The sequence below is a fragment of the Skermanella pratensis genome (assembly GCF_008843145.1).
GTDB classification, from domain to species: Bacteria; Pseudomonadota; Alphaproteobacteria; order Azospirillales; family Azospirillaceae; genus Skermanella; species Skermanella pratensis.
The window spans coordinates 4,792,076-4,813,806 of the sequence record NZ_CP030265.1 but is presented as its reverse complement, the minus strand read 5'-3'; the positions used below and the strand labels follow the sequence as shown (position 1 = coordinate 4,813,806).

The window sequence follows — 21,731 nt, the reverse complement described above, 5'->3', positions numbered from 1 at the left end:
CGCCGGCGGGTTAATGCACAATAAAGTTGCGAACTCCTTGCCGAAAGCCGGGGTGCTGAGAAAATGCATTGCGATCCCGGAATGGCGTGCTTTACGTTTACGTAAACAAGGGGGCCGCAATGACCAGCTCCCGACGAAATCAGCTTCTAAGGAACAGGGAGCTTCAATACATGCGTAGTTTTAGAAAATTCTTGAGGTGCGCCGGGCTAGCCTTGGTGCTCGCCTCGACGACCTCGGCTTCATTGCATGCCGAGGTGGTTCTGAAGCGTGGCAACGGTGCGGAACCCGAGTCCCTCGATCCGGCCATTTCGACCGGCGTGCCGGAATCCTTCATCCAGATGGACATCTTCGAGGGGCTGGTGCATCCCGGCCCCGACGGCAACCTGCGCCCCGGCGTGGCCGAGAGCTGGGAGATCAGCGACGACGGGCTGACCTACACCTTCAAGCTTCGGCCCGACGCGGTCTGGTCGGACGGAACGCCGCTGACGGCCAGGGACTTCGTTTATTCCTGGTCGCGGATGGTCGATCCGGCGACGGCGTCCAACTACGCCTTCATCCTGTGGCCGATCACCAACGCGGAGCGGATCACCAAGGGCGAAGTGCCGAAGGACCGGATCGGCGCCCAGGCCGTGGACGACCGCACGCTGAAGGTGACCCTGAGGTCGCCGACCCCCTATTTCCTCCAGATGCTGATGCACCACTCCGCCTATCCGGTGCCGGCCCAGGCGGTCGAGAAGTTCGGCCGGGAGTGGACCAGGCCGGGCAACATCGTCTCCAACGGGGCCTACACGATCCAGGAATGGGTGCCCCAGGGACATATCAAGGCGGTCAAGAACCCCAGGTTCCGCGATGCCGCCGGGATACAGATCGACACCGTCTTCTATTATCCGGTGGAGGAGTACGGCACCGAGCTGAAGCAGTTCCGCGCCGGCGAGCTGCACACGACCTACGATGTCCCGCAGGAGCAGATCCCGATGCTCGAAAAGGACATGGCCGGCCAGTTCCGCAACTCGCCCTATTTCGGCACCTATTATTACGGCATCAACGTCACCCGCGAGCCCTTCAAGAGCAACGTCAAGCTCCGCCACGCGCTGGCGATGGCGCTGGACCGCGACATGCTGGTAAAGCAGATCACCAAGGGCGGCGAGATCCCGGCCTATGGCTGGGTGCCGCCCGGCGTGCCGGGGTACGAGCAGCAGCAGGTCGAGTGGGCCGGGACCGACCAGAAGGCCCGTGTCGCGGAGGCGAAGAAGATCCTGGCCGAAGCCGGGTTCGACAAGGGCAACCCCTTGAAGGTCGAGTTGCTCTACAACACCAACGACAATCATAAGAAGATCGCCATCGCGGTCGCCGGCATGTGGAAGCAGTTCCTGGGCGTCGAGACGACGCTGCGGAACGAGGAATGGAAAGTCTATCTGGAAAGCCGCAACAAGAAGCAGTTCGAGGTGATGCGCGCCGCCTGGATCGGCGACTATGTCGATCCCTACAGCTTCCTGGAACTGCTGCGTGGCGACATCGGCGAGCAGAACCCGGCCGGCTATGCCAATCCCAAGTATGACGGGACGGCGGACAAGGCGACCATGGAGACCGATCCGGCCGCGCGCTTCGGCCTGCTGGCGGAGGCCGAGCGGATGGTGCTGGCCGACATGCCGATCATCCCGATCTATTTCTACAGCCAGCAGCACATGGTGTCGGAGAAGCTGAAGGGCTGGCAGGACAACCTGATGGACTGGCACCCGACCCAGTACCTGCGCCTCGAATAGACCGGAAGAACCCGCCTGAAAGAAAACACCGTGCTGAGCTATGCCGTCCGCCGCCTGCTGGGCGCGATCCCGACGCTGCTCGTCATCCTGACGATCACCTTCTTCCTGGTCCGGCTGGCGCCGGGCGGTCCGTTCGACGGCGAACGCTCGCTTCCGGCGGAGATCGAGCGGAACCTGGCGGCGGTCTACCACCTGGACGAGCCGCTGCCGATGCAGTACCTGCGCTATCTGGGTCAGGTGGTGCAGGGCGATTTCGGGCCGTCCTTCAAGTACAAGGACTTCTCGGTCACCCAGCTGATCTGGAGCGGCTTCCCGGTCTCGCTCCAGCTCGGCGGCACGGCCATGCTTCTGGCGGTGTCGGTCGGCACGGCGCTGGGCGCCTTCGCGGCGCTCCGCCAGAACAGCGGGCTGGACCATGCGGTGATGGGGGCGGCCATGGTCGGCATCGCCGTGCCCAACTTCGTCATAGCGCCGCTGCTGACCCTGGTGCTGGGCGTCCACCTGGGGCTGCTGCCGACGGGCGGCTGGGGACCTGGCGGCAGATGCTGCTTCCGGTCGTGGCGCTGGCCCTGCCGCAGATCGCCTACATCGCCCGCATGACCCGGGCCAGCATGATCGAGCTGCTGCGCTCCAACTTCATCCGCACCGCCCGGGCCAAGGGCCTGCCGGAGCGGGTGACGATCTTCCGCCACGCGCTGAAGGGGGCGCTGCTTCCGGTCGTCTCCTACCTGGGGCCGGCAACCGCGGGGGTGATCACCGGGTCCGTCGTGATCGAGCAGATCTTCGGCATCCCCGGCATCGGCCGCTACTTCGTCCAGGGCGCCCTGAACCGCGACTACACGCTGGTGATGGGGGTGGTGATCTTCTACGGCGTGCTGATCATCCTGTTCAACCTGATCGTCGATCTCGCCTACGGGCTGCTGGACCCGCGGGTCCGGTATGATTGAGGCTTCCTGACATGGTCCTGCACGATCCCGCCGTGGTGGCGGCGCCGATCAGGGGGCGCAGCCTGTGGGGCGACGCGCGCCGCCGGCTGATGCGCAACAAGGCCGCCGTCTCGGCCGCGGTGGTCCTGGCGTTGGTGGTGGTGGCCTGCTTCGCCGGCCCGCCGCTGATCCCGTTCGACCTGGACGAGATCTCCTGGGACGCCATCATGGCGCCGCCCGATGCGGCATCCGGGCACTACTTCGGAACCGACGCCAACGGCCGCGACCTGGCGGTCCGGACGCTCCACGGCGGGCGGATCTCGCTGATGGTGGGCCTGGTCGCCACGGCGGTCAGCCTGACCATCGGCGTCCTGTACGGGGCGACGGCGGGCTATCTGGGCGGCCGGACGGACAGCGTGATGATGCGGCTGGTGGACGTGCTCTACTCGCTGCCCTTCATGTTCTTCGTGATCCTGCTGATGGTGTTCTTCGGCCGGAACATCGTGCTGATCTTCGTGGCGATCGGGGCGGTGGAGTGGCTGGACATGGCGCGGATCGTGCGCGGCCAGACGCTCAGCATCAAGCGCAAGGAGTTCATCGAGGCGGCGCGGGCCGGCGGCGTCCGCCCGCTCTCGATCATCCGGCGGCACATCATCCCCAACACGCTGGGACCCGTGGTCGTCTACATGACGCTGACGGTGCCCAAGGTGATCCTGCTGGAAAGCTTCCTCAGCTTCCTGGGCCTGGGCGTCCAGGAACCCATGACCAGCTGGGGCGTGCTGATCAGCGAGGGTGCCGCCAACATGGAAAGCGCGTGGTGGATGCTGGTGTTCCCGGCGGTCTTCCTGGCGGTAACCCTCTTCTCGCTCAACTTCATCGGTGACGGCATCCGTGACGCTCTCGACCCGAAAGACCGCTGAGGACGCCCTGCTCTCGGTGCGCGGCCTGGCCACCCGCTTCGCCACTCCTGAAGGGGAGGTGCGGGCGGTCGACGACGTGAGTTTCGACGTGATGCCTGGGGAGACCATCGGCGTGGTCGGCGAGTCCGGTTCCGGCAAGAGCCAGCTCTTCATGACCGTGATGGGCCTGCTGGCCGGCAACGGCCAAGCCTCGGGCAGCGTGCGGTTCCGCGGCAAGGAGATCCTGGGGCTGCCCGCCCCCGCGCTCAACCGCATCCGGGGCGAGAAGATCTCCATGATCTTCCAGGACCCGATGACCTCGCTGAACCCCTACCTGAAGGTCAGCACCCAGATGGTCGAGGTGCTGCGGCTCCACAAGGGCATGGACAAGGCGGCGGCCCGCGCCCGCGCGGTCGAGATGCTGGACCTCGTCCGCATCCCCGAGGCCCGGCGCCGGCTGGACATGTACCCGCACGAGTTCTCCGGCGGGATGCGCCAGCGGGTGATGATCGCGATGGCGCTGCTGTGCCGGCCCGACCTGCTGATCGCGGACGAGCCGACCACCGCCCTGGACGTCACGGTCCAGGCGGCGATCCTGGACCTGATGGCCGACCTGAAGCGGGAGTTCAACACCGCCATCGTCCTGATCACCCACGACCTGGGCGTGATCGCCGGCTTGGCCGACCGCGTGATGGTGATGTATGGCGGCCGGGTGATCGAGACCGGCACCGTCCGCGACATCTTCTACGCGCCCGGCCATCCCTATACCGAGGCGCTGCTTCGGAGCATGCCGCGCATCGACGCCGACACCCTGTCCGAGCTGCCGACGATCCCCGGCCAGCCGCCCAACCTCCAGCACCTGCCGCCGGGCTGCAATTTCCAGACCCGCTGCCCGTACCGTTTCGAACGCTGCGTCGCGGAGGACCCGGCCTTGCTGACGGTCGATCCCGCGCGGGGACTGGCCCGCGCCAAGGCCTGCCACCTGGAACGTCTCGCCGTGGAAAACCCCGCCGTGGATAATCCTGCCGTGGAATGCCGATGACCGCCGCACCCGCTCCCCTCCTGTCGGTCCGCGACTTGCGGGTCTCGTTCCCGATCCCGCGCGGCATGTTCCGCGGCACCGATACCCTGCGCGCCGTCGATGGCGTCAGCTTCGATCTCTATCCCGGCGAGACGCTGGGCATCGTGGGTGAATCCGGCTGCGGCAAGTCCACCCTGGGCCGTGCCGTGCTGAAGCTGATCGAGCCGACCGGCGGCACGGTCGCGTGGCGGGGCGAGGACATCTCCGCCCTGCCGGAGTCTCGCATGCGCCGGCACCGCCGGGACATGCAGGTGATCTTCCAGGACCCGCTGGCCTCACTGGACCCGCGCATGACCGTCGGCGACATCATCGGGGAACCGCTGGACACCTTCCATCCGGACCTGAAGCGCGCCGCCCGCCGCGCCCGGATCGAGGACATGATGGCGCGGGTCGGCCTGCTGCCGGAGATGATCAACCGATACCCGCACGAGTTCAGCGGCGGGCAGGCCCAGCGGATCGGCATCGCCCGGGCGATGATCCTGAACCCCAGGCTGATCGTCTGCGACGAGCCGGTCTCCGCCCTGGACGTGTCGATCCAGGCGCAGATCGTGAACCTGCTGATGCGGCTTCAGCGCGAGTTCCACCTGTCGCTGATCTTCATCAGCCACGACCTGAGCGTGGTGCGCCACATCAGCCACCGGATCATGGTGCTCTATCTGGGCAAGCAGGCGGAACTGGCCGACCGCGACACCCTCTACCGCGACCCGCGCCACCCCTACACCAAGGCGCTGATCTCGGCGGTCCCGATTCCCGACCCGGACCGCGAGCGGGCCAAGCGGCGCATCGTCCTGATCGGCGACCTGCCATCGCCTTTGAACCCGCCCAGCGGCTGCTACTTCCGCACCCGCTGCCCGCGCGCCGAGGTGGTCTGCGCGGAGGTGGCGCCCGGCTTCGACCCGGTGGCGCCGGGACACTTCGCGGCGTGCCATTTCAGGGGGAGTGATCGCCTCACGCCCTCGCGCATACGAGGGAATTGCAAATATACCTCTTTCGATATATGCAGGCGTCATGGGAACCGATCGTTCAACCGCCTGGTGACGGGAATGCGCGCAAAACTCCAAGAGCACCGCGCCCAGCGCGACGTTGGACGCGGGTCCGCGCCAATGAAGTGTTGACTTTTATGGCAACACTAGAGCATCTTTGGGCAAAGGGTACCCTCGTCAAGTTTGAAGCGAACCTTGCACCGCATGAACTGCCGCACCGGTCGGTCTATTTTGCGGCGCAGTTCGATGAATGGATCGAGGCCGTCCTGTATGACGAATGGAGCGATGCCCGCGGCAGGGACATGAGTCCCTATGAGCAGGTGGAGGCTATATTCGTTGATTTCGTCAAAGGATGGCCCATGGTCTATGGGGTCCATAAGAAGCTTCTGCGACCGGAAACGCGGGGCATCTGGTCATTGAGAACACCGGATGTACGGATCTTCGGATGGTTTCCTGCTCTTGGAACTTTCCTTGCGGTGAGGGGTGCCATGAAGCGGAACCTAAAGCAGCCCATGGACTACAGAGAGCATATCGACCACGTCGCGGACTTTCGTGACGCATTGCCACTGGACGAACCCAAGAGCATCGCGGGGACAAGGCCCGATGAGAACGCGTAGCTTCCGTATCGACGAACGCCGCCGCTCCTACCTGCGCCTGGTGAGCGAGATCAAGCATGTCCTCGCCCAAGCCCTGGCCGAAGAGCAGGAACGGCGTGGGCTGACCATGGCCGAGATGGCACGCATCCTGGAGGTGGACCGGTCGCATATCTCACGGAAGCTCAGCGGCGAGACCAACATGACTTTGGAAACTCTCGCTGATCTGGCTTACGCCCTTGATCGGCCGGTGCAGATATCATTGTTGCCGCGCCCGGTTCGGCACGACGTCAATCACGGAGCGGATACGAGCCCGGGAAAACCAGCATGATTTTCCCGCGACTGATCGTCAAGCGGAGACAGGTTTCTGCCGTCCTACGGTGATGTAATCTGATAGAACGCCGCTCCAGGGTCATGATCGATAGAGCGCACCATGCCGGCCAACGTTTCTTTATCCTTCAGGGTGGATGAGCAGACGGTGAGGCAACTCGACCGGCTGGCCGAAGCGACTGATCGTGAAGATATCCGGCAGGCCCTGGCCGAAGCCGATGACGGCGGTTTCGCGACCGATGAAGAGATGGCCGAAACCTTCGCGTCGTTCGACCACCGGCCGGGCCAGCGGTGAAGGTCCGTTATCTGCGGGGTGTCTGCCGCGACGCGCGGACATTTCAGCTGGGATCCGTCGTGACAATCCAGCCGCTGCCTCCCATGCCGGCCGAAGAGTACAGGAAGTGGTTGGCAAACTCGCATTGAAGTCGGCTTCCGCAAAAGCCTCCGCATAGGTTTTCTCGGAAACGTAAATCCTTGCTCTGTCAGCTGGGTGAGCCAAGTTTTTTTGCGAACTGGACGATCCTGGTGAGAAGGCCGCTTTGGAAAGACTCGGCGAAAAACTGGAGGGTCATAAAGCGCTTCGTCTTACCCCTTGGCGTTGGCGAACCTTGCATCCACGTTGTTGTCATCCTCCTGGCCACCAGCCACACCGTCGTTCGTGCCGAACTCCTTTTGGGTGGTAGCGAACCCCACTTTTTGTCGTGTCAATTGTATGGCTGAGTCCAGAAATGCCCGAGGACAGTTTCATCTTCAAGTTGCACCAAGCTCTTCATCCTAATCTCCAGAGCCAAGAAACCCAAAGCTCAGATGTCGGCGGCTTCGCATACTACTTTCTTGCAGAGGGGCAATCAGAATTTTTTGGATCAAATTGAATAATCCAGGATGTTTTCGGGTGGGATGTTTCCGAGGACACAGCGTTCTCCATGCTCCCTCTTCAGAGAAAACAGTCAGCCCTCGGGTCACGGCAGGGACCACCTTGAGGCTGAGCGATGGCAGAAGCTCCGTTCTGACATCAAGCCGAGATGTGGCATTCTCATGCCCGATGGCAGCTTGGGGATCCATGTCGTGCATCAACATGTCACCAGAGCCGCGAACGGTCTGCTGGTGATACGCCGGGCGTGAGTGATCCGTTTTTCGATGCGTCGGCGGTTCCCGAGGCCGGCGTGAAAATCCTGCGGATACGCGAAGGGTCTTCATCCTGATATCCGGTGGGCTAGTATCCGGTGGGGTGACGGCTTCGGCCCGGCCCATTAGGATGCCGCGTTCCGACCCTGCCGCTTACGAGAGATAGAGAGAACACTCCCCATGGCCCAGCTCAGTGACGATTGCTTCGCCTTCGGCGGTCCCCTGATGTCCCTGGACGCCGCGCGCGGGATGCTGGCGGCCCGGCTGATGGCCGTCACGGAGGTCGAGCGGGTGGCCCTGGACGACGCGCTGGACCGGGTGCTGGCGGAGGACGTGGTGGCGGGGGTCAGCGTGCCGCCCCATGACAATTCCGCGGTGGACGGCTACGCGGTGCGGTTCGAGGACCTGTCCGCGGAGCGGGAAACCGTGCTCCCCATCGTCGCCCGCGTGGCGGCCGGCGACCGGCCGGTGGAGCGGGACCCGGCGGGGACGGCGGTCCGGATCTTCACCGGGGCGCCGATGCCGGCTGGTTACGATACCGTGATGATGCAGGAGGATTGCGGCGAACGGGACGCTTCCGATGGGACCCCGAGCGTGGTCATCCGGCCCGGCATCAAGCGCGGGGCCAACCGGCGCAGCGCCGGGGAGGATGTCCGGGAGGGTTCGGTCATCCTCCGCGCCGGGCGGCGGCTGCGGCCGCAGGATATCGGGCTGATGGCGGCGGTCGGGTTGACCGGTGCCGCGGTGCGCAGGCCGCTGCGGGTCGCCGTCGTGTCGACCGGCAACGAGCTGGAGGAGCCCGGCCGGCCGCTTCCGCCCGGCGCGATCTATGACGCCAACCGCTTCACCCTATCGGCGCTGGTCCGCGGGATGGGCGGGCTGGTGACCGATTTCGGCATCCTCCGCGACGATCCAACCGAGCTTCGGGCTGCGCTGGCTCGGGCCGCCGAGGGGCACGACCTGATCGTCACCACCGGCGGCGTTTCGACCGGCGAGGAGGACCATGTGAAGGGTGCGGTCGAGTCGCTGGGCGGATTGCATTTCTGGCGGCTCGCCATCAAGCCCGGCCGGCCGGTGGCGCTGGGCCAGATCAAGGGCAAGCCGTTCGTCGGGCTGCCCGGCAACCCCGTGGCCGCCATGGTCACCTTCTTCTGCCTCGCGCGCCCCTTGATCCAGCACCTTGCCGGCGAGACCGTCACGGAGCCGACATTGTTCCGGGTCCGCGCCGACTTCGACTACAAGAAGAAGGAGGGCCGCCGGGAGTTCGTCCGGGTCTGCCTGGCGCCCGGAGACGACGGGGAGCTGGTCGCGACCAAGTTCGCCCGCGACGGCGCCGGCGTCCTGTCCTCCATGGTGGAATCCGACGGCCTCGTGGTCCTGCCCGAGGACGTGACCCGGCTGGAGCGCGGCGGCATGGTATCGTACATGCCGTTCAGCGAAGTGCGCTAACACAGGCGGATTCCATGCAGCACGACACGTACACGGATCAGTACCTCTCGGACATCCTGGCATCGGTCAAGGTGATCGCCCTGGTGGGGGCAAGCACCAACTGGAACCGGCCCAGCTACTTCGTGATGAAGTACCTGCAGTCCAAAGGCTACCGCGTGATCCCGGTCAACCCCGGCGTCGCCGGGCAGGAGTTGCTGGGAGAGACGGTGTACGCCCGGTTGGAGGATATTCCCGAGCCGGTCGACATGGTCGACGTCTTCCGCAATTCCGAAGCGGCGGGGCCTGTGACGGACAGCGCGATCGCGATCGGCGCCAAGGTCGTGTGGATGCAGATCCAGGTGCGGAACGACCAAGCCGCCGAGCGGGCGGAGCAGGCAGGGCTGAAGGTCGTGATGGACCGCTGCCCGAAGATCGAGTTCATGCGGCTCCACGGCGAGCTGGGCTGGAACGGCATCAATTCGAACGTCATCACCAACCGCAAGCGGCCGGTCAAGGCCGCCCGGAAACTGATGTAGGGAAGGGGAGGGAAGCGCCATGGCCGGGGACGGGACGGGACAGAGGACATTCGGGTTCGAGACGCGGGCCGTGCATGCCGGGGCGGCGCCCGACCCGGCGACCGGCGCGCGGGCGACGCCGATCTACCAGACCACCAGCTACGTGTTCGACGACGTCGAGGACGCGGCCTCCCTCTTCAATCTCCAGAAGATGGGCTTCATCTATTCGCGGCTGACCAACCCGACCGTTTCGGTGCTGGAAGAACGTATCGCCAGCCTGGAGGGCGGCCGGGGCGCCACCGCCACCGCGTCGGGCCATGCGGCGCAGATGCTGACCTTCTTCGCGCTGATGGCGCCGGGGGAGGAGTTCGTGTCGTCGCGCCGGCTCTATGGCGGGTCGCTCAACCAGTTCGCCAACAGCTTTCCCCGAGCGTTCGGCTGGAAGGCGGTGTTCGTCGATGGCGAGGATGCAGACAGCTATCGCCGGGCGCTTACGCCGAAGACCAAGGCGATCTTCATCGAGGGCCTGGCCAACCCGGGCGGCGTGGTCTCCGACATCGCGGCCATCGCCGGGGTGGCGCGGGAGGCCAATATCCCGCTGATCGTGGACAACACCATGGCGACGCCGTACCTGTGCCGCCCGATCGAGCACGGCGCGACGCTCGTCGTCCATTCCACCACCAAGTTCCTGTCGGGCCACGGCAATTCGGTCGGCGGCGCCGTCGTAGACAGCGGCCGGTTCGACTGGACCGCGGCGGGCAAGTACCCGGCGCTGACCGAGCCGGAGCCGGGCTACCACGGCCTGCGCTTCCACGAGACCTTCGGCGACCTGGCCTTCACGATCCACGGCCACGCCATCGGCCTGCGCGACCTGGGACCGAACCAGCAGCCGATGAACGCCTTCCTGACCATCACCGGGATCGAGACGCTGGCTCTCCGCATGGAGCGGCACTGCGCCAACGCGCTGAAGGTCGCCGAATTCCTCCAGGGTCATCCCCAGGTGGCCTGGGTCAACTATGCCGGCCTGCCGTCCAGCCCGTACCACGAGCTGGCCCGCAAGTACCTGCCCAAGGGGGCGGGGGCGGTCTTCACCTTCGGCCTGAAGGGCGGTTTCGATGCCGGCGTGGCGGTGGTGGAGGGTGTCGAGCTGTTCAGCCATCTCGCCAATATCGGGGATACCCGGTCGCTGATCATCCATCCGGCTTCGACCACCCACCGCCAGCTCTCCGAGGAAGGACTGAAGGCGGCGGGTGCCACGCCCGACGTCATCCGCCTGTCAATCGGCATCGAGAGCGCCGAGGACCTGATCGCCGACCTGGACCAGGCGCTGGCGAAGGCGGGCTCGGCTACTCGGCGCTGACGGCCGGGGCGGCCAGCGGCGGCGCCACGGAAGCGGCCGGCACGGCGGCGGGGGCCGCCGCCGGCGCTTCGCGCGGCAGCAGGGTCGCCGCCAGCATGGCGGTGGTCGCGAAGCCGCCCAGCATGACGAAGAGCCACCAGAAGTCGGTGCTCCACCCATAGGCCAGCGCCACGAGCTGGACGCCCAGCGGCGCCACGCCGAAGGACAGGACGAACTTGGCGCCGAACGCCAGCCCGCGGTGCCGGGCCGGCGTGTAGCGGGCCAGCAGCATGGTCTCCGCCGGGATCTGGAGGCTTTGGGTGAACACCACCAGCGCCGCGGCCATCAGAAGGGGGATGCCGGCGAAGTTGGAGGCGACCAGCAGCAGCGGAATCTGAAGCGCCAGGCACCCGACATAGACCTGCTTCAGCGGGTAGCGGTCGGACAGCATGCCGCCGACGAACTGCGACCCGCTGGCGAACAGGTAGACCAGGGTGACCAGTCCGCCGACGCCCAGGGTGCCCTCGCCGACAAGGCCGGTCATGCGCTCCCCGAACCATTTGGGCATGGCGGTCATGGTGGACTGGAAGATCAGGCCCGCGCAGACCATGGTGACCGACAGCACCAGGAAGGCGCGGACGGCGTCGGCCCGGTTGGTCCCCGGCTGGACCTTGGCGTCCCGTTCCCTGTCCGTCACCAGGCCGGCCGCGATGCAGGCCAGCAGCGCGAAGCCCGCGGCCATGCAGACCGCTCCCGGAACGATGAAGGCGGCGCGCCAGTTGACCAGTTCGGTCAGGCCACCGGCGACGACCGCGGCCCCGGCGATGCCGACGCTGCCGAAGATCCCCATGACGCCGAGCGCGCGGCCCCGGTTGGTCGCGTTCTTGATCACCCAGGACATGCCGACCGGATGAAAGATCGAGCCGCCCAGCCCCAGGACCGCCAAGCCCACCGCCAGCGCCGTGGCGCCGTCGGCGAGGCCGGCCGCGATCGACCCGGCGCCCGTCAGCAGGAAGAACACCACCATCATCTTGGCGTCGCTCCAGCGGTCGCCCAGCCAGCCGGCGATCGGGGCGCCGAGCCCGATCATCAGGGAGCCGACGGTCCACAGCCGGATCAGCTCGTCGTAGCTCATGGCCCAGTCCCGCTCCAGCCCGAGCACGACGGTGAGGTACAGCGCGGTCAGCACATGCATGAAGGCATGGCCGATACAGGCGAACCCCAGCGAGAGACGGGCGGAAAGGGGAGACATGTCGGACCTCGGAGAAAGAAGGGGCGCTGTCGGAGAACGTTCGGTAAAACCGTCGCATGTTGCGGCGAAAACGGGCAAGTTGCACCCGGCGCATGGCTCCTATGCGCGGTTCCGTCCGGTTTCGGCGGCGATCCAGTCCAGATAGGGGGCGTGCCCCCGTTCCAGGGGCAGGGCTACGATGCAGGGACAGTCATAGCTGTGGATCTCTTTCACCCGCGCCGCCAGCCGGTCGAACAGGTCGGCCGTCGTCTTGGCGATGACGACCACCTCGTCGGCCTGCTCGACCTTGCCCTGCCAGCGATAGACGGAGGTCATGCCGGGCAGCAGGTTGGCGCAGGCGGCCAGCCTCTCCTCCACCAGGGTGCGCCCGATCCGGTGCGCCTCGCCGGGGGTCGGCGCAGTCATGTAAACGAAGATCATGTCCATCGATCGCCTGCCGCGTGTGCATGATGTTGGCTGAGCAGGCAGGCTAACGTAAGATGCGCCACCCGTCATCCCACCAGCCGGACCGACCCATGACCGCCCTTCCAGAAACCGGCCCGGAAACCGACCCAGAAGCGGGTGCCCGGCCGGAGGCCCTGCAACTCCAGTGGCTGCGCCGCGGGCTCGCCCAGCCCGGCGGAAAGCTGCCGCTGTTCGACGAGGAGGGGCAGCGCGTGGATCGCGCGCTCGTCCGGTCCTGCATCGACGCCGGCTGGGCCGAGCGTTGGTTCCACAATCCCCTCAAGCCGGACTGGGTCGTCTGTCGCCTGACCGGGGCGGGGCGATCGCTGCTGGGGGCGCACGCGGGAGGCGGATCGGGCGGCGGGCAGAAAAATTTTACCAGTGGCGATACGTCGCAGCCTTGACATAATACCGTCTTTCAACGCATACATATGCAACGGATCAGACCGGCCCGAGTTTAGGGGGGAACGCCCGAGAAGGGTGAAGCGGCCAACGAGTCGCAAAGAAGATTTCGGCAGGAAGATTCAGATAGACGCGAACGGCCCCCGATCGGGGGCCGTTCGTGTTTCCGCGTGCCTGATCGCTTTAGGACGCGAGGGTTTGGAAGGTGCCGCATCCTTCGGCCGGAGCCGGAAAACCGGTTTCCCTCGTTGATGACGATCGCCTCTTCGGAACGGAAAGAGCCGGCAACGTTCGTCACGTTGCCGGCTCTCAACCAATTTCAGTTTCCTGAAGATATCGGGCAGGCGGGATTCGAACCCACGACCCCCAGTCCCCCAGACTGATGCGCTACCAGGCTGCGCTACTGCCCGTTAAACACTGACGACCCGTACCGGCCTTGTCGGCGCCGGTTCGTCCGGTGTGGCGCGGACTATAGCCGCGCCCCCGGGGTCACGCAATCACTCCGATGAATTTATTTGCCTATTTCCTGCCGTCCCGCAGCATGTCGCGGAGTGCTATGAGTTCGGTCAGCACGGCCTCGATGTCGTCGCGCTGGGCGCGGGACATCCCGCCGGAACCCTCGTACCCATGGCCATGATCGTCTTCGTCATCGTCATGGTCGAAAGGCTCGTGATCCGTTTCCGCAGCCGAGGCGCCGCCGGGCTCCTCCCCGGTCCGGGGCTGCTGGTCGCCGGCGCCCTGGGGCGTGCCGCCGCGGGACTCGCGCAGCAGGCGCTGCACGCCTTTGATCGTGTAGCCTTCCTTGTAAAGCAGGCTCTGGATCCGCCGGAGCAGTTCGACGTCCTCGGGCCGGTAATAGCGCCGGCCGCCGCCGCGCTTCAGGGGGCGGATCTGGGGGAACTTGGTTTCCCAGAAGCGCAGCACATGCTGCGGCACGTCGAGTTCGGCCGAAACCTCGCTGATCGTGCGGAAGGCTGTGGCCGATTTCGCCATGCTGCGGGGCCGCGGGTCTGGGTTGGGTGCGGTCATCGTCACGAGGCTACTTCAATATGCGGCGGGTCGAGTTCGGCGAGAGTCTGGTTGATCCGTGACTTGAGCACATGGCTCGCCCGGAAGACCAGCACACGCCGCGGCATGATGGGCACCTCCTCGCCGGTCTTGGGGTTGCGCCCGATGCGCTGCCCCTTCTGCCGGACCGAGAAACTGCCGAAAGACGAGATCTTCACCATCTCCCCACGCGCAAGCGCGTCGGAGATTTCGTTCAGGACTGTCTCCACCAGATCGGCGGATTCGTTGCGCGACAAGCCGACTTCCTGGTACACGGCCTCGCTCAGTTGAGCGCGGGTGACGGTCTCCTGAGTCATGACGTCTTCCCTCTCGCCAGTGGCCCGCTAGCCGCCGGACCTGCCGCCGGAACCGTAATCCCACGGAAGAAATGCGTCAATTACAAAGAGTTGGCGGACATCGTTGAGGGGCGGGGCGGCATCACAGCTTTACCGGTCCGGCACCGCGTCACATCCGGACCAGGGCGGAACCCCAGGTGAAGCCGCCGCCCATGGCTTCCATCAGCACCAGGTCGCCCTGCTTGATCCTGCCGTCATGGACCGCCTCCGCCAGCGCCAGCGGGATCGAGGCGGCCGAGGTGTTGCCATGGTGGTCCACGGTCATCACCACCTTGTCGACCGACAGCTTCAGCTTGCGGGCCGTGCCTTCGATGATCCGCTTGTTGGCCTGGTGCGGCACCAGCCAGTCGATGTCGTCGGCGGTAAGCTTGTTGGCTTCCAGCGCCTCGTTCACGACCTCGCTCAGCCGGGTCACGGCGTGGCGGAAGACGTCCTGGCCGACCATCCGGACATGGCCGGTGCTCTGGGTCGCCGAGGGACCGCCGTCGACCCACAGCAACTCGTACTGCCGCCCATCGGAATGCAGGTGGGTGGACAGGATGCCTCGGTCGCTTGTGGCGCCCTCGTCCTCGGCCGCCTGGAGCACCACCGCCCCGGCGCCGTCGCCGAACAGCACGCAGGTCGTGCGGTCTTCCCAATCCAGGATGCGGGAGAAGGTCTCGGCGCCGATCACCAGCGCCGTCGTGGCCTGGCCCAGCCGGATGAAGTTGTCGGCGACCGAGAGGGCGAACACGAAGCCGGAGCAGACCGCCTGGAGATCGAAGGCGAACCCCTTGGTGATCCCCAGCTCGGCCTGCACCTTCGTGGCGGTCGCCGGGAAGGTGTGGTCCGGCGTGGTGGTCGCCAGAATGATCAGGTCGACGTCGGCCGCCGCGATGCCGGCATGGTCCAGCGCCCGTCGCGCCGCCGCCAATGCCAGGTCGGACGTCTTCTCGTCCGGTGCGGCGAGGTGGCGCGACCGGATGCCGGTGCGCTGGGTGATCCAATCATCGGAAGTGTCGACCCGCTTGGCGAGGTCATGATTGGTCACAACGTTCTGCGGCAGGTACGAGCCGCAGCCTATGATCCTTGAACGTCGAACCATCTATATGGCCGCTGCCTTTGAGTCCGGGTGGGATGAATTCGGAACTGTGAGGTTCTGCTGGGGAGTGCCGTCCGGGGTGGCGGCGGCGGCAAGGTCGCCGATACGCGCCATCTCGGCCTTGATCGTCTCGTTGAACCCCCGGGTCACCAGGTCGACGCCCACGCAGATCGCGTTGGCGAAACCGGTCGGGTCCGTGCCTCCGTGGCTCTTTACGCACACGCCCTGCAAGCCAAGGAACATCGCGCCGTTGTACCGTCGCGGGTCCATCCGTTTCTTGAGCTTGGTGAAGGCGTTGCGGGCCAGCAGATAGCCCAGGCGCGCCACGATCGAGGATTCGAACGTCCGGCGCAGCAATTCTGAATAGAGCTTGGCGGTGCCCTCGGCTGTCTTCAGCGCGACATTGCCGGTGAAGCCGTCGGTGACGATCACGTCGACCGTGCCGGACGGGATGTCGTTGCCCTCGATGAAGCCGTGGAACTTGCCGGGTAGGGGAGTCACCCGGAGCTGGGCGGCGGCGGCCTTGATCGACTCGTGCCCCTTGACCTCCTCGGCCCCGATGTTGAGCAGGCCGACGGTCGGCTGCATCAATCCCAGCACGGTGCGGGCGAAGACCGAGCCCATGACCGCGAACTCGACCAGGTTCCTGCTGTCGCACTCGATGTTGGCGCCCAGGTCCAGCATCACGCTCTCGCCCCGGAGCGTCGGGAAAAACGAGGCTATCGCCGGCCGGTCGATGCCCGGCAGCGTCTTCAGAACGAACTTGGCCATGGCCATCAGCGCGCCGGTATTGCCGGCGGACACGACGCAAGCCGCCTTGCCCTGCGCCACCGCGTCGATGGCGAGCCGCATGCTCGAGTTCCGGCCCGCACGCAGCGCCACGGCCGGCTTGGCGTCGTTGCTGACGGCATCCGGCGTGTGATGGATGGTGGAAATGCGCTCAAGATCGGGAAGGTTCGCGAGCAGCGGCTTTATCCGCTGTTCGTCGCCGAAGAACAGGTAATCGATCTCCGGGCAACGCAGCCGAGCCATATCGGCACCCGCGACAACCACTTCCGGCGCATGATCTCCGCCCATGGCGTCCAGGGCGATCGTCAAACGCGCGCTCACCGCATCCGATCTCCGTACACCGTCCGCTTCCGATCCGTCCGCCGGACCGGTCAAGCGGTCGCGGCTTCGGCCACCACTTCACGGCCGTCGTACTGGCCGCACGAACCGCAGACATGGTGCGGGCGCTTCAGCTCGCCGCAGTTCGGGCACTCGGCATAGGAGGCGGCGGTCAGGGCGTGGTGGGAGCGGCGCATGTCGCGCCGGGACTTGGAGGTCTTTTTCTTCGGAACAGCCATCGTCGGAACTCTCTATTATAAAAGGCGGCCCGAAGGAGCCGCCTTATGCGAACCGCTTCATTACAGAAAACGCCCTCGGGGGGCAAGCGCGAACCGCGAATTTAGTGGGGCCGCTTCAGCTTGGCAAGGGTCAGGAACGGATTCGGCCGGTCGGCCGGAACCTCCTCCGCGCCCGCCACGGGGGCGTCCTCTATATGGTCATCGAACGCGATGCCCGGGCATCGCGGATAGGGGTCGAGGGCCAGCGACAGATGCTGGGCGGTCAGCTCGCCGATGTCGATCCGGTTGCCGACCAGAGGCTCCGGCGGCTCTTCCGCGTCCGGATCGATCTCCACCTCGGCGGGGATCTCGGGGATCAGGTGGCGGGGGGCGAACATCGTCTCGAACTCGTCCGCGACATGGTTCTCCACCGGTTCCAGCGTCACGACGCAGGTCTGGACCACCTCGGCCTCCAGCGTGCCGCGGACCCGGATCATCTGGCCGCCGCTCACCCGCTTCAGCCGGACGGTGGCGGTCAGGGATCTCAGGTCCCGCAGGTCCAGCCGCCCGGCGAGGCGCCGGCACTCCTGCGGGTTGGCCTTGATGGTCTGGATCATCTCCTCGCCGCTCACCTTGTCGGCGAGCACGGTCCGTGAGAACTCGGGTCCGATCGACGGGGCGGCGGTCGGCTGGTCGGTCATGGGGCCTCCTTCGACGTCCTCCGGTGCCGGGGCGGGCGGCACCGGGGAAAGAATGTCACCCTATAACAGGCGGCGGTCCGAATTGCACACGGCCGGCGGCCAGGCTTTCCACCGGCTGGCCGGCGAGGGCGGCGGTCTCCCGCCTCATGTAGGCGGCCATGGCGGCCAGGTGGTCTTCGGGCACCTCAAGGACGGTGCCGTACAGGTTGCGGTCGAGGGCCGCGTGGAGAGCCGCGTCGCCGGGCTCGGCCAGACCCTTCTCGTAGGAGACGATGCGGCCGTACAGCCCCTTGGCCATGTTCTTGATGTGCTTGGGCACGCTCAGGTCGCCGATCCCGATCTCCCGAAGGCTGCGGTCCATGTCCGCGATCAGGGTGTCGAACAGCTCCTGGGACACCGCGGAGGCGGCCTGCCCCTGGCCCTTGAGGCGGCGCATCACCAGGAAGGCATGCAGCGCGATCATCTCGAACCGCCCGTCGATCGTGTCGGGCACGCCGGATCCGGCATAGAATTCCGGCCGCCGGGCCTGGGCGACGATGGCTTCGTAGAGGTCCAGGGCCTCGGCCTCCGGGCGCTTGCGCCGGAACAGGCGGTTCAGCAAAGGTGGATCTCCCTGATCCGAAAAGTTGACACGACGGCGCGGGGGATGCAATTGTCCCACCCGAAATGGGTGCCGCCCCAGTCCCCGTCAATCCGCCTCGGATGCCGGGGAGGGCGTTTGATGGACATTATCGGGCAATCATGGTCAGACCAACACTTCGTCACGTCTCCGCCGCCTGCCTGCTCGGCCTGACGGTGGCCGCCTGCTCCCCGACGGTCGATACGCGAGGCAATCTCGCGGAGAAGACGCGGCTCGACCAGATCCAGCCCGGCGTCAGCACGCGCGACGACGTCGCGGTCACGCTGGGGACACCGTCGACGGTCGGCACCTTCGACGAGAACACCTGGTACTATATCGGCGCGCGCACGGAGAAGACCGCGTTCTTCCGGCCGGAAGTGGTGGAACGCAAGGTCGTGGTCGTCAGGTTCGCCGAGAACGGCACGGTCGCCGACATCAAGGAGATGGACCACACCGCCGGCCAACAGGTCGAACTGGTCGAGCGCACGACTCCGACCGCCGGCCGCGACATGAACTTCATCGAACAGATGCTCGGCAATATCGGCCGCTTCTCCGGCGGCCAGGGCGGAATCCGCCAGCCGGGCCTGCCGCGGCGCTGAGGCCCGGACCCGGGCGGCACGCGCCGCCCGGGTCCGTATCCTTAGGGTTCTTCAGCCTCCCAGCTTGGCGAGGATCGCCAGCAGCAGGATCGCGACGATGTTGGTGATCTTGATCATCGGGTTGACCGCCGGGCCGGCGGTGTCCTTGTAGGGGTCCCCGACGGTGTCGCCGGTCACGGCCGCCTTGTGGGCATCCGATCCCTTGCCGCCGTAGTTCCCTTCCTCGATGTACTTCTTGGCATTGTCCCAGGCGCCGCCGCCCGACGTCATGGAGATCGCTACGAAGATGCCGGTCACGATGGTGCCCAGCAGCATGGCGCCCAGGGCCGTGAAGGCCTCCGCCTGGCCGGCGATCAGGCTGATCACCAGGTACAGCACGATCGGCGCCGCCACCGGGAGCAGCGAGGGCAGGATCATCTCGCGGATCGCGGCGCGGGTCAGCATGTCCACGGCGCGGCCGTAGTCGGGCTTAGCCGTGCCCTCCATGATGCCCTTGATCTCGCGGAACTGGCGCCGCACCTCGACCACGACCGAGCCGGCCGCCCGGCCGACCGCGGTCATGCCCATGGCCCCGAACAGGTAGGGCAGCAGGCCGCCGATCAGAAGCCCGACGACCACGTAGGGATCCTGGAGATTGAAGCTGACCACCACGTCGGGGAAGTAGTGCTTCAGGTCCTCGATATAGGCTGCGAACAGGACCAGGGCCGCCAAGCCGGCCGAGCCGATTGCGTAGCCTTTGGTGACCGCCTTGGTGGTGTTGCCGACCGCGTCGAGCGCGTCTGTGATGACCCGGGTCTCCTTCGGCAGGTCGGCCATCTCGGCGATGCCGCCGGCATTGTCGGTGACCGGGCCGTAGGCGTCCAGGGCCACGACCATTCCGGCCAGCGCCAGCATGGTGGTGGCCGCGATGGCGATGCCGAACAGGCCCGCCATGGCGTGGGCGATGATGATGCCGGCGCAGATCACCAGGGCCGGCAGGGCGGTCGCCTCCATGGACACGGCGAGTCCCTGGATCACGTTGGTGCCGTGCCCGGTCTCGGACGACTTGGCGATGCTGCGCACCGGGCGGAACGCGGTCGAGGTGTAGTATTCGGTGATCCAGACCAGCAGTCCGGTGACGCCCAGGCCGACCAGGGCGCAGACGAACAGGCGGATGCCCGTGACCGCCTCTCCGCCGATCCGCTCCAGCGGCGTGCGGAGGCCCAGCAGGATCGCGGTCGCCAGGAAGATCAGCACGGCCGAGATCGCCGCCGTGACCGCCAGGCCCTTGTACAGCGCCCCCATGATGTTGTTGGAGGGGCCGAGCTTGACGAAGAAGGTCCCGGCGATCGAGCCGATGATGCAGACCGCGCCGATCACCAGCGGATAGATCATCAGCCGGGCCTGGGTCTCGCCCACGAAAAAAATCGCCGCCAGGAGCATGGTGGCGACGATGGTGACTGCGTAGGTTTCGAAGAGGTCGGCGGCCATGCCGGCACAGTCGCCGACATTGTCGCCCACATTGTCCGCGATGACCGCGGGATTGCGGGGATCGTCCTCCGGAATGCCGGCCTCGACCTTGCCCACCAGGTCGGCGCCGACGTCGGCCCCCTTGGTGAAGATGCCGCCGCCCAGCCGCGCGAAGATCGAGATCAGCGACGCCCCGAAGCTGAGGGCCACCAGCGCCTCAAGGATCGCGCGGATTTCCAGCCCGGCGGCCAGCAGCGCGCCGTAATAGCCCGCCACGCCCAGCAGGCCCAGCCCGACCACCAGCATGCCGGTGATGGCGCCGGACTTGAAGGCGATGTCGAGCGCCGGGGTCATGCCGTGCCGCGCCGCCTCCGCCGTGCGGACGTTGGCGCGGACGGACACGTTCATGCCGACATATCCCGCCACGCCGGACAGGATGGCGCCGATGAAGAAGCCGCCCGCCACGGGGAGCCCGAGGATGAAGCCCAGGATCACGCCGATCACGACGCCGACGACCGCGATGGTGGTGTATTGCCGGTTCAGATAGGCTTGGGCGCCTTCCTGGATGGCGCCGGATATCTCCTGCATCCGGGCGGACCCGGCATTCGCGGCCAGGACCTCCCGGCCGGCATAAATGCCGTAGCCGAGGGCCGCGAGGCCGCATAGGACGACGAAGACGAACGCAACTGACATCGATCCCCCCAGATTTCCGTCGAATAACTTTTATCGCGCGCAATCATCCCGTTGATTCAAGGCTGTAGCGGGCAACTTCTTGTCGGCGAAGCATGCAGGAGGGCCGCGGACAAAGCAACTGCGGGGCTGTTTCGCCCCGACGATGCCACGCCGCGGGGCGGAAATCCGCCATCCGGCCTTGAATCGGGGCGGCGAATAGGAAACTAAGGATCGCGACTCGGGCTGCGACTCCGAAGATCCGCCCGCGGCGTCACATCGGGCGCTGGTTGACGACCTGGATCAGCACGTCGCGGACGACGCCCTTGCCCATCACCTTGGTGGTGGCCTCGTTGAGCTTCGCCTTGACCTGGGGAACGTCGAGCATTCCGGCCTGCATCGCCTTGCCGGAGGCGATGGCGCCGTAGACTCCGGTCAGGAAGGCATCGGTCAGGCGGGGCGCCTGCTCGCGGACCCTGTCGGCCATGGGCGCGTCGGCCACTTCCAGCGCCACCATCAGGGTGACGAACTGGTCGATCCGCTCGGCGCCCAGCACCGGGACCGTCAAGGGTCCGATATTGACGAAGACCGGCGGTCCGGTGGGCGGAGGCGGCTCCGGCGCCGCCTCGACCTTCTCCTCGTGCGCTTCCTTGTTGGCGAACAAGAACCAGCCCGCGCCGAAACCGCCGCCGCCGAACAGGAGCGCCACCAGCAGCAGGATCAGGATCTTCATCACGGCCCTCGTCGCCACGCTATTCCGCCACAGGGGCGGCAGGGGCGATATGTGGACCGGGAGCCCTTAATA

Annotated in this window: 25 protein-coding genes and 1 tRNA gene; 14 read left to right on the top strand and 12 right to left on the bottom strand. The window is 66.3% G+C overall.

What is annotated here, in order from left to right:
• Nucleotides 1-254: 254 nt before the first annotated feature.
• The 12 genes from DPR14_RS22190 (at nucleotide 255) to DPR14_RS22140 (ending at nucleotide 11,003) form a co-directional block, all read left to right on the top strand.
• On the top strand, nucleotides 255-1,763 hold the full coding sequence (locus tag DPR14_RS22190) for a peptide ABC transporter substrate-binding protein (RefSeq protein WP_211103851.1): 1,509 nt from the start codon (nucleotides 255-257) through the stop codon (nucleotides 1,761-1,763).
• A 30-nt stretch (nucleotides 1,764-1,793) separates the two neighbouring features.
• A complete protein-coding gene (locus DPR14_RS28420) occupies nucleotides 1,794-2,363 on the top strand; it encodes an ABC transporter permease family protein (protein ID WP_246148469.1) in 570 nt (189 codons plus the stop codon).
• Nucleotides 2,306-2,710, top strand: a complete 405-nt coding sequence (locus tag DPR14_RS28415) for an ABC transporter permease (protein WP_246148465.1) — start codon at nucleotides 2,306-2,308, stop codon at nucleotides 2,708-2,710. The genes DPR14_RS28420 and DPR14_RS28415 overlap by 58 nt, the downstream gene beginning before the upstream one ends.
• An 11-nt stretch (nucleotides 2,711-2,721) precedes the next feature.
• Nucleotides 2,722-3,609: an ABC transporter permease subunit gene (locus DPR14_RS22180; RefSeq protein WP_158048296.1), complete on the top strand. Its 888-nt coding sequence runs from the start codon at nucleotides 2,722-2,724 to the stop codon at nucleotides 3,607-3,609.
• Entirely contained in the window at nucleotides 3,581-4,630 is a 1,050-nt protein-coding gene (locus DPR14_RS22175) for an ABC transporter ATP-binding protein (protein ID WP_246148463.1), read from the top strand. The genes DPR14_RS22180 and DPR14_RS22175 overlap by 29 nt, the downstream gene beginning before the upstream one ends.
• Nucleotides 4,627-5,784, top strand: coding sequence for an ABC transporter ATP-binding protein (locus DPR14_RS22170; protein WP_158047081.1), 1,158 nt, complete (start codon nucleotides 4,627-4,629; stop codon nucleotides 5,782-5,784). Before DPR14_RS22175 ends, DPR14_RS22170 begins: the two co-directional genes overlap by 4 nt.
• A gap of 5 nt (nucleotides 5,785-5,789) precedes the next feature.
• Complete coding sequence (locus DPR14_RS22165; protein ID WP_158047080.1) at nucleotides 5,790-6,269, top strand: hypothetical protein; 480 nt, start codon at nucleotides 5,790-5,792, stop codon at nucleotides 6,267-6,269.
• Nucleotides 6,256-6,576: a helix-turn-helix transcriptional regulator gene (locus DPR14_RS22160; protein ID WP_158047079.1), complete on the top strand. Its 321-nt coding sequence runs from the start codon at nucleotides 6,256-6,258 to the stop codon at nucleotides 6,574-6,576. Before DPR14_RS22165 ends, DPR14_RS22160 begins: the two co-directional genes overlap by 14 nt.
• 102 nt (nucleotides 6,577-6,678) lie before the next feature.
• Nucleotides 6,679-6,870, top strand: a complete 192-nt coding sequence (locus DPR14_RS22155) for a ribbon-helix-helix domain-containing protein (protein ID WP_158047078.1) — start codon at nucleotides 6,679-6,681, stop codon at nucleotides 6,868-6,870.
• Nucleotides 6,871-7,880: 1,010 nt separating this feature from the next.
• The gene (locus DPR14_RS22150) at nucleotides 7,881-9,149 is read left to right on the top strand and encodes a molybdopterin molybdotransferase MoeA (protein WP_158047077.1); all 1,269 of its coding nucleotides are present in this window, start codon (nucleotides 7,881-7,883) and stop codon (nucleotides 9,147-9,149) included.
• Between the two features lie 14 nt (nucleotides 9,150-9,163).
• Complete coding sequence (locus DPR14_RS22145) at nucleotides 9,164-9,664, top strand: CoA-binding protein (protein ID WP_158047076.1); 501 nt, start codon at nucleotides 9,164-9,166, stop codon at nucleotides 9,662-9,664.
• Nucleotides 9,665-9,683: 19 nt separating this feature from the next.
• Nucleotides 9,684-11,003 (top strand): O-acetylhomoserine aminocarboxypropyltransferase, encoded by a 1,320-nt coding sequence (locus DPR14_RS22140; protein WP_158047075.1) that lies wholly within the window; start codon nucleotides 9,684-9,686, stop codon nucleotides 11,001-11,003.
• Here the strand turns inward: DPR14_RS22140 and DPR14_RS22135 are convergent.
• Both DPR14_RS22135 and cutA read right to left on the bottom strand, forming a co-directional pair.
• Nucleotides 10,990-12,234 (bottom strand): MFS transporter, encoded by a 1,245-nt coding sequence (locus DPR14_RS22135; RefSeq protein WP_158047074.1) that lies wholly within the window; start codon nucleotides 12,232-12,234, stop codon nucleotides 10,990-10,992. The genes DPR14_RS22140 and DPR14_RS22135 overlap by 14 nt on opposite strands.
• 99 nt (nucleotides 12,235-12,333) lie before the next feature.
• Nucleotides 12,334-12,639: a divalent-cation tolerance protein CutA gene (gene cutA / locus DPR14_RS22130; protein ID WP_246148460.1), complete on the bottom strand. Its 306-nt coding sequence runs from the start codon at nucleotides 12,637-12,639 to the stop codon at nucleotides 12,334-12,336.
• A gap of 110 nt (nucleotides 12,640-12,749) precedes the next feature.
• Here cutA and DPR14_RS22125 point away from each other — a divergent pair, with 110 nt between their 5' ends.
• The gene (locus DPR14_RS22125) at nucleotides 12,750-13,082 is read left to right on the top strand and encodes a hypothetical protein (protein WP_158047071.1); all 333 of its coding nucleotides are present in this window, start codon (nucleotides 12,750-12,752) and stop codon (nucleotides 13,080-13,082) included.
• A 334-nt stretch (nucleotides 13,083-13,416) separates the two neighbouring features.
• Here the strand turns inward: DPR14_RS22125 and DPR14_RS22120 are convergent.
• From DPR14_RS22120 to DPR14_RS22085, 8 genes are all read right to left on the bottom strand, one after another.
• Nucleotides 13,417-13,490 (bottom strand) — tRNA-Pro (locus DPR14_RS22120).
• Between the two features lie 109 nt (nucleotides 13,491-13,599).
• On the bottom strand, nucleotides 13,600-14,109 hold the full coding sequence (locus tag DPR14_RS22115) for a MerR family transcriptional regulator (RefSeq protein WP_211104065.1): 510 nt from the start codon (nucleotides 14,107-14,109) through the stop codon (nucleotides 13,600-13,602).
• A 2-nt stretch (nucleotides 14,110-14,111) separates the two neighbouring features.
• Nucleotides 14,112-14,444: an integration host factor subunit alpha gene (locus DPR14_RS22110; protein WP_158047070.1), complete on the bottom strand. Its 333-nt coding sequence runs from the start codon at nucleotides 14,442-14,444 to the stop codon at nucleotides 14,112-14,114.
• A 148-nt stretch (nucleotides 14,445-14,592) separates the two neighbouring features.
• The gene (locus DPR14_RS22105) at nucleotides 14,593-15,567 is read right to left on the bottom strand and encodes a beta-ketoacyl-ACP synthase III (protein WP_158047069.1); all 975 of its coding nucleotides are present in this window, start codon (nucleotides 15,565-15,567) and stop codon (nucleotides 14,593-14,595) included.
• The gene (gene plsX, locus DPR14_RS22100; protein ID WP_158047068.1) at nucleotides 15,568-16,674 is read right to left on the bottom strand and encodes a phosphate acyltransferase PlsX; all 1,107 of its coding nucleotides are present in this window, start codon (nucleotides 16,672-16,674) and stop codon (nucleotides 15,568-15,570) included.
• 50 nt (nucleotides 16,675-16,724) lie between these two features.
• The gene (gene rpmF, locus DPR14_RS22095; RefSeq protein WP_158047067.1) at nucleotides 16,725-16,910 is read right to left on the bottom strand and encodes a 50S ribosomal protein L32; all 186 of its coding nucleotides are present in this window, start codon (nucleotides 16,908-16,910) and stop codon (nucleotides 16,725-16,727) included.
• A gap of 101 nt (nucleotides 16,911-17,011) precedes the next feature.
• Nucleotides 17,012-17,590, bottom strand: coding sequence for a YceD family protein (locus DPR14_RS22090; protein ID WP_158047066.1), 579 nt, complete (start codon nucleotides 17,588-17,590; stop codon nucleotides 17,012-17,014).
• A gap of 55 nt (nucleotides 17,591-17,645) precedes the next feature.
• A complete protein-coding gene (locus DPR14_RS22085) occupies nucleotides 17,646-18,191 on the bottom strand; it encodes a ubiquinol-cytochrome C chaperone family protein (protein WP_158047065.1) in 546 nt (181 codons plus the stop codon).
• Nucleotides 18,192-18,331: 140 nt separating this feature from the next.
• Here DPR14_RS22085 and DPR14_RS22080 point away from each other — a divergent pair, with 140 nt between their 5' ends.
• A complete protein-coding gene (locus DPR14_RS22080; protein WP_158047063.1) occupies nucleotides 18,332-18,808 on the top strand; it encodes an outer membrane protein assembly factor BamE in 477 nt (158 codons plus the stop codon).
• Nucleotides 18,809-18,859: 51 nt separating this feature from the next.
• Here the strand turns inward: DPR14_RS22080 and DPR14_RS22075 are convergent, their stop codons facing one another.
• Together DPR14_RS22075 and DPR14_RS22070 are read right to left on the bottom strand one after the other, a co-directional pair.
• The gene (locus DPR14_RS22075) at nucleotides 18,860-20,950 is read right to left on the bottom strand and encodes a sodium-translocating pyrophosphatase (protein ID WP_158047062.1); all 2,091 of its coding nucleotides are present in this window, start codon (nucleotides 20,948-20,950) and stop codon (nucleotides 18,860-18,862) included.
• A gap of 250 nt (nucleotides 20,951-21,200) precedes the next feature.
• On the bottom strand, nucleotides 21,201-21,659 hold the full coding sequence (locus tag DPR14_RS22070) for a flagellar basal body-associated FliL family protein (RefSeq protein WP_158047061.1): 459 nt from the start codon (nucleotides 21,657-21,659) through the stop codon (nucleotides 21,201-21,203).
• Between the last annotated feature and the right edge of the window lie 72 nt (nucleotides 21,660-21,731).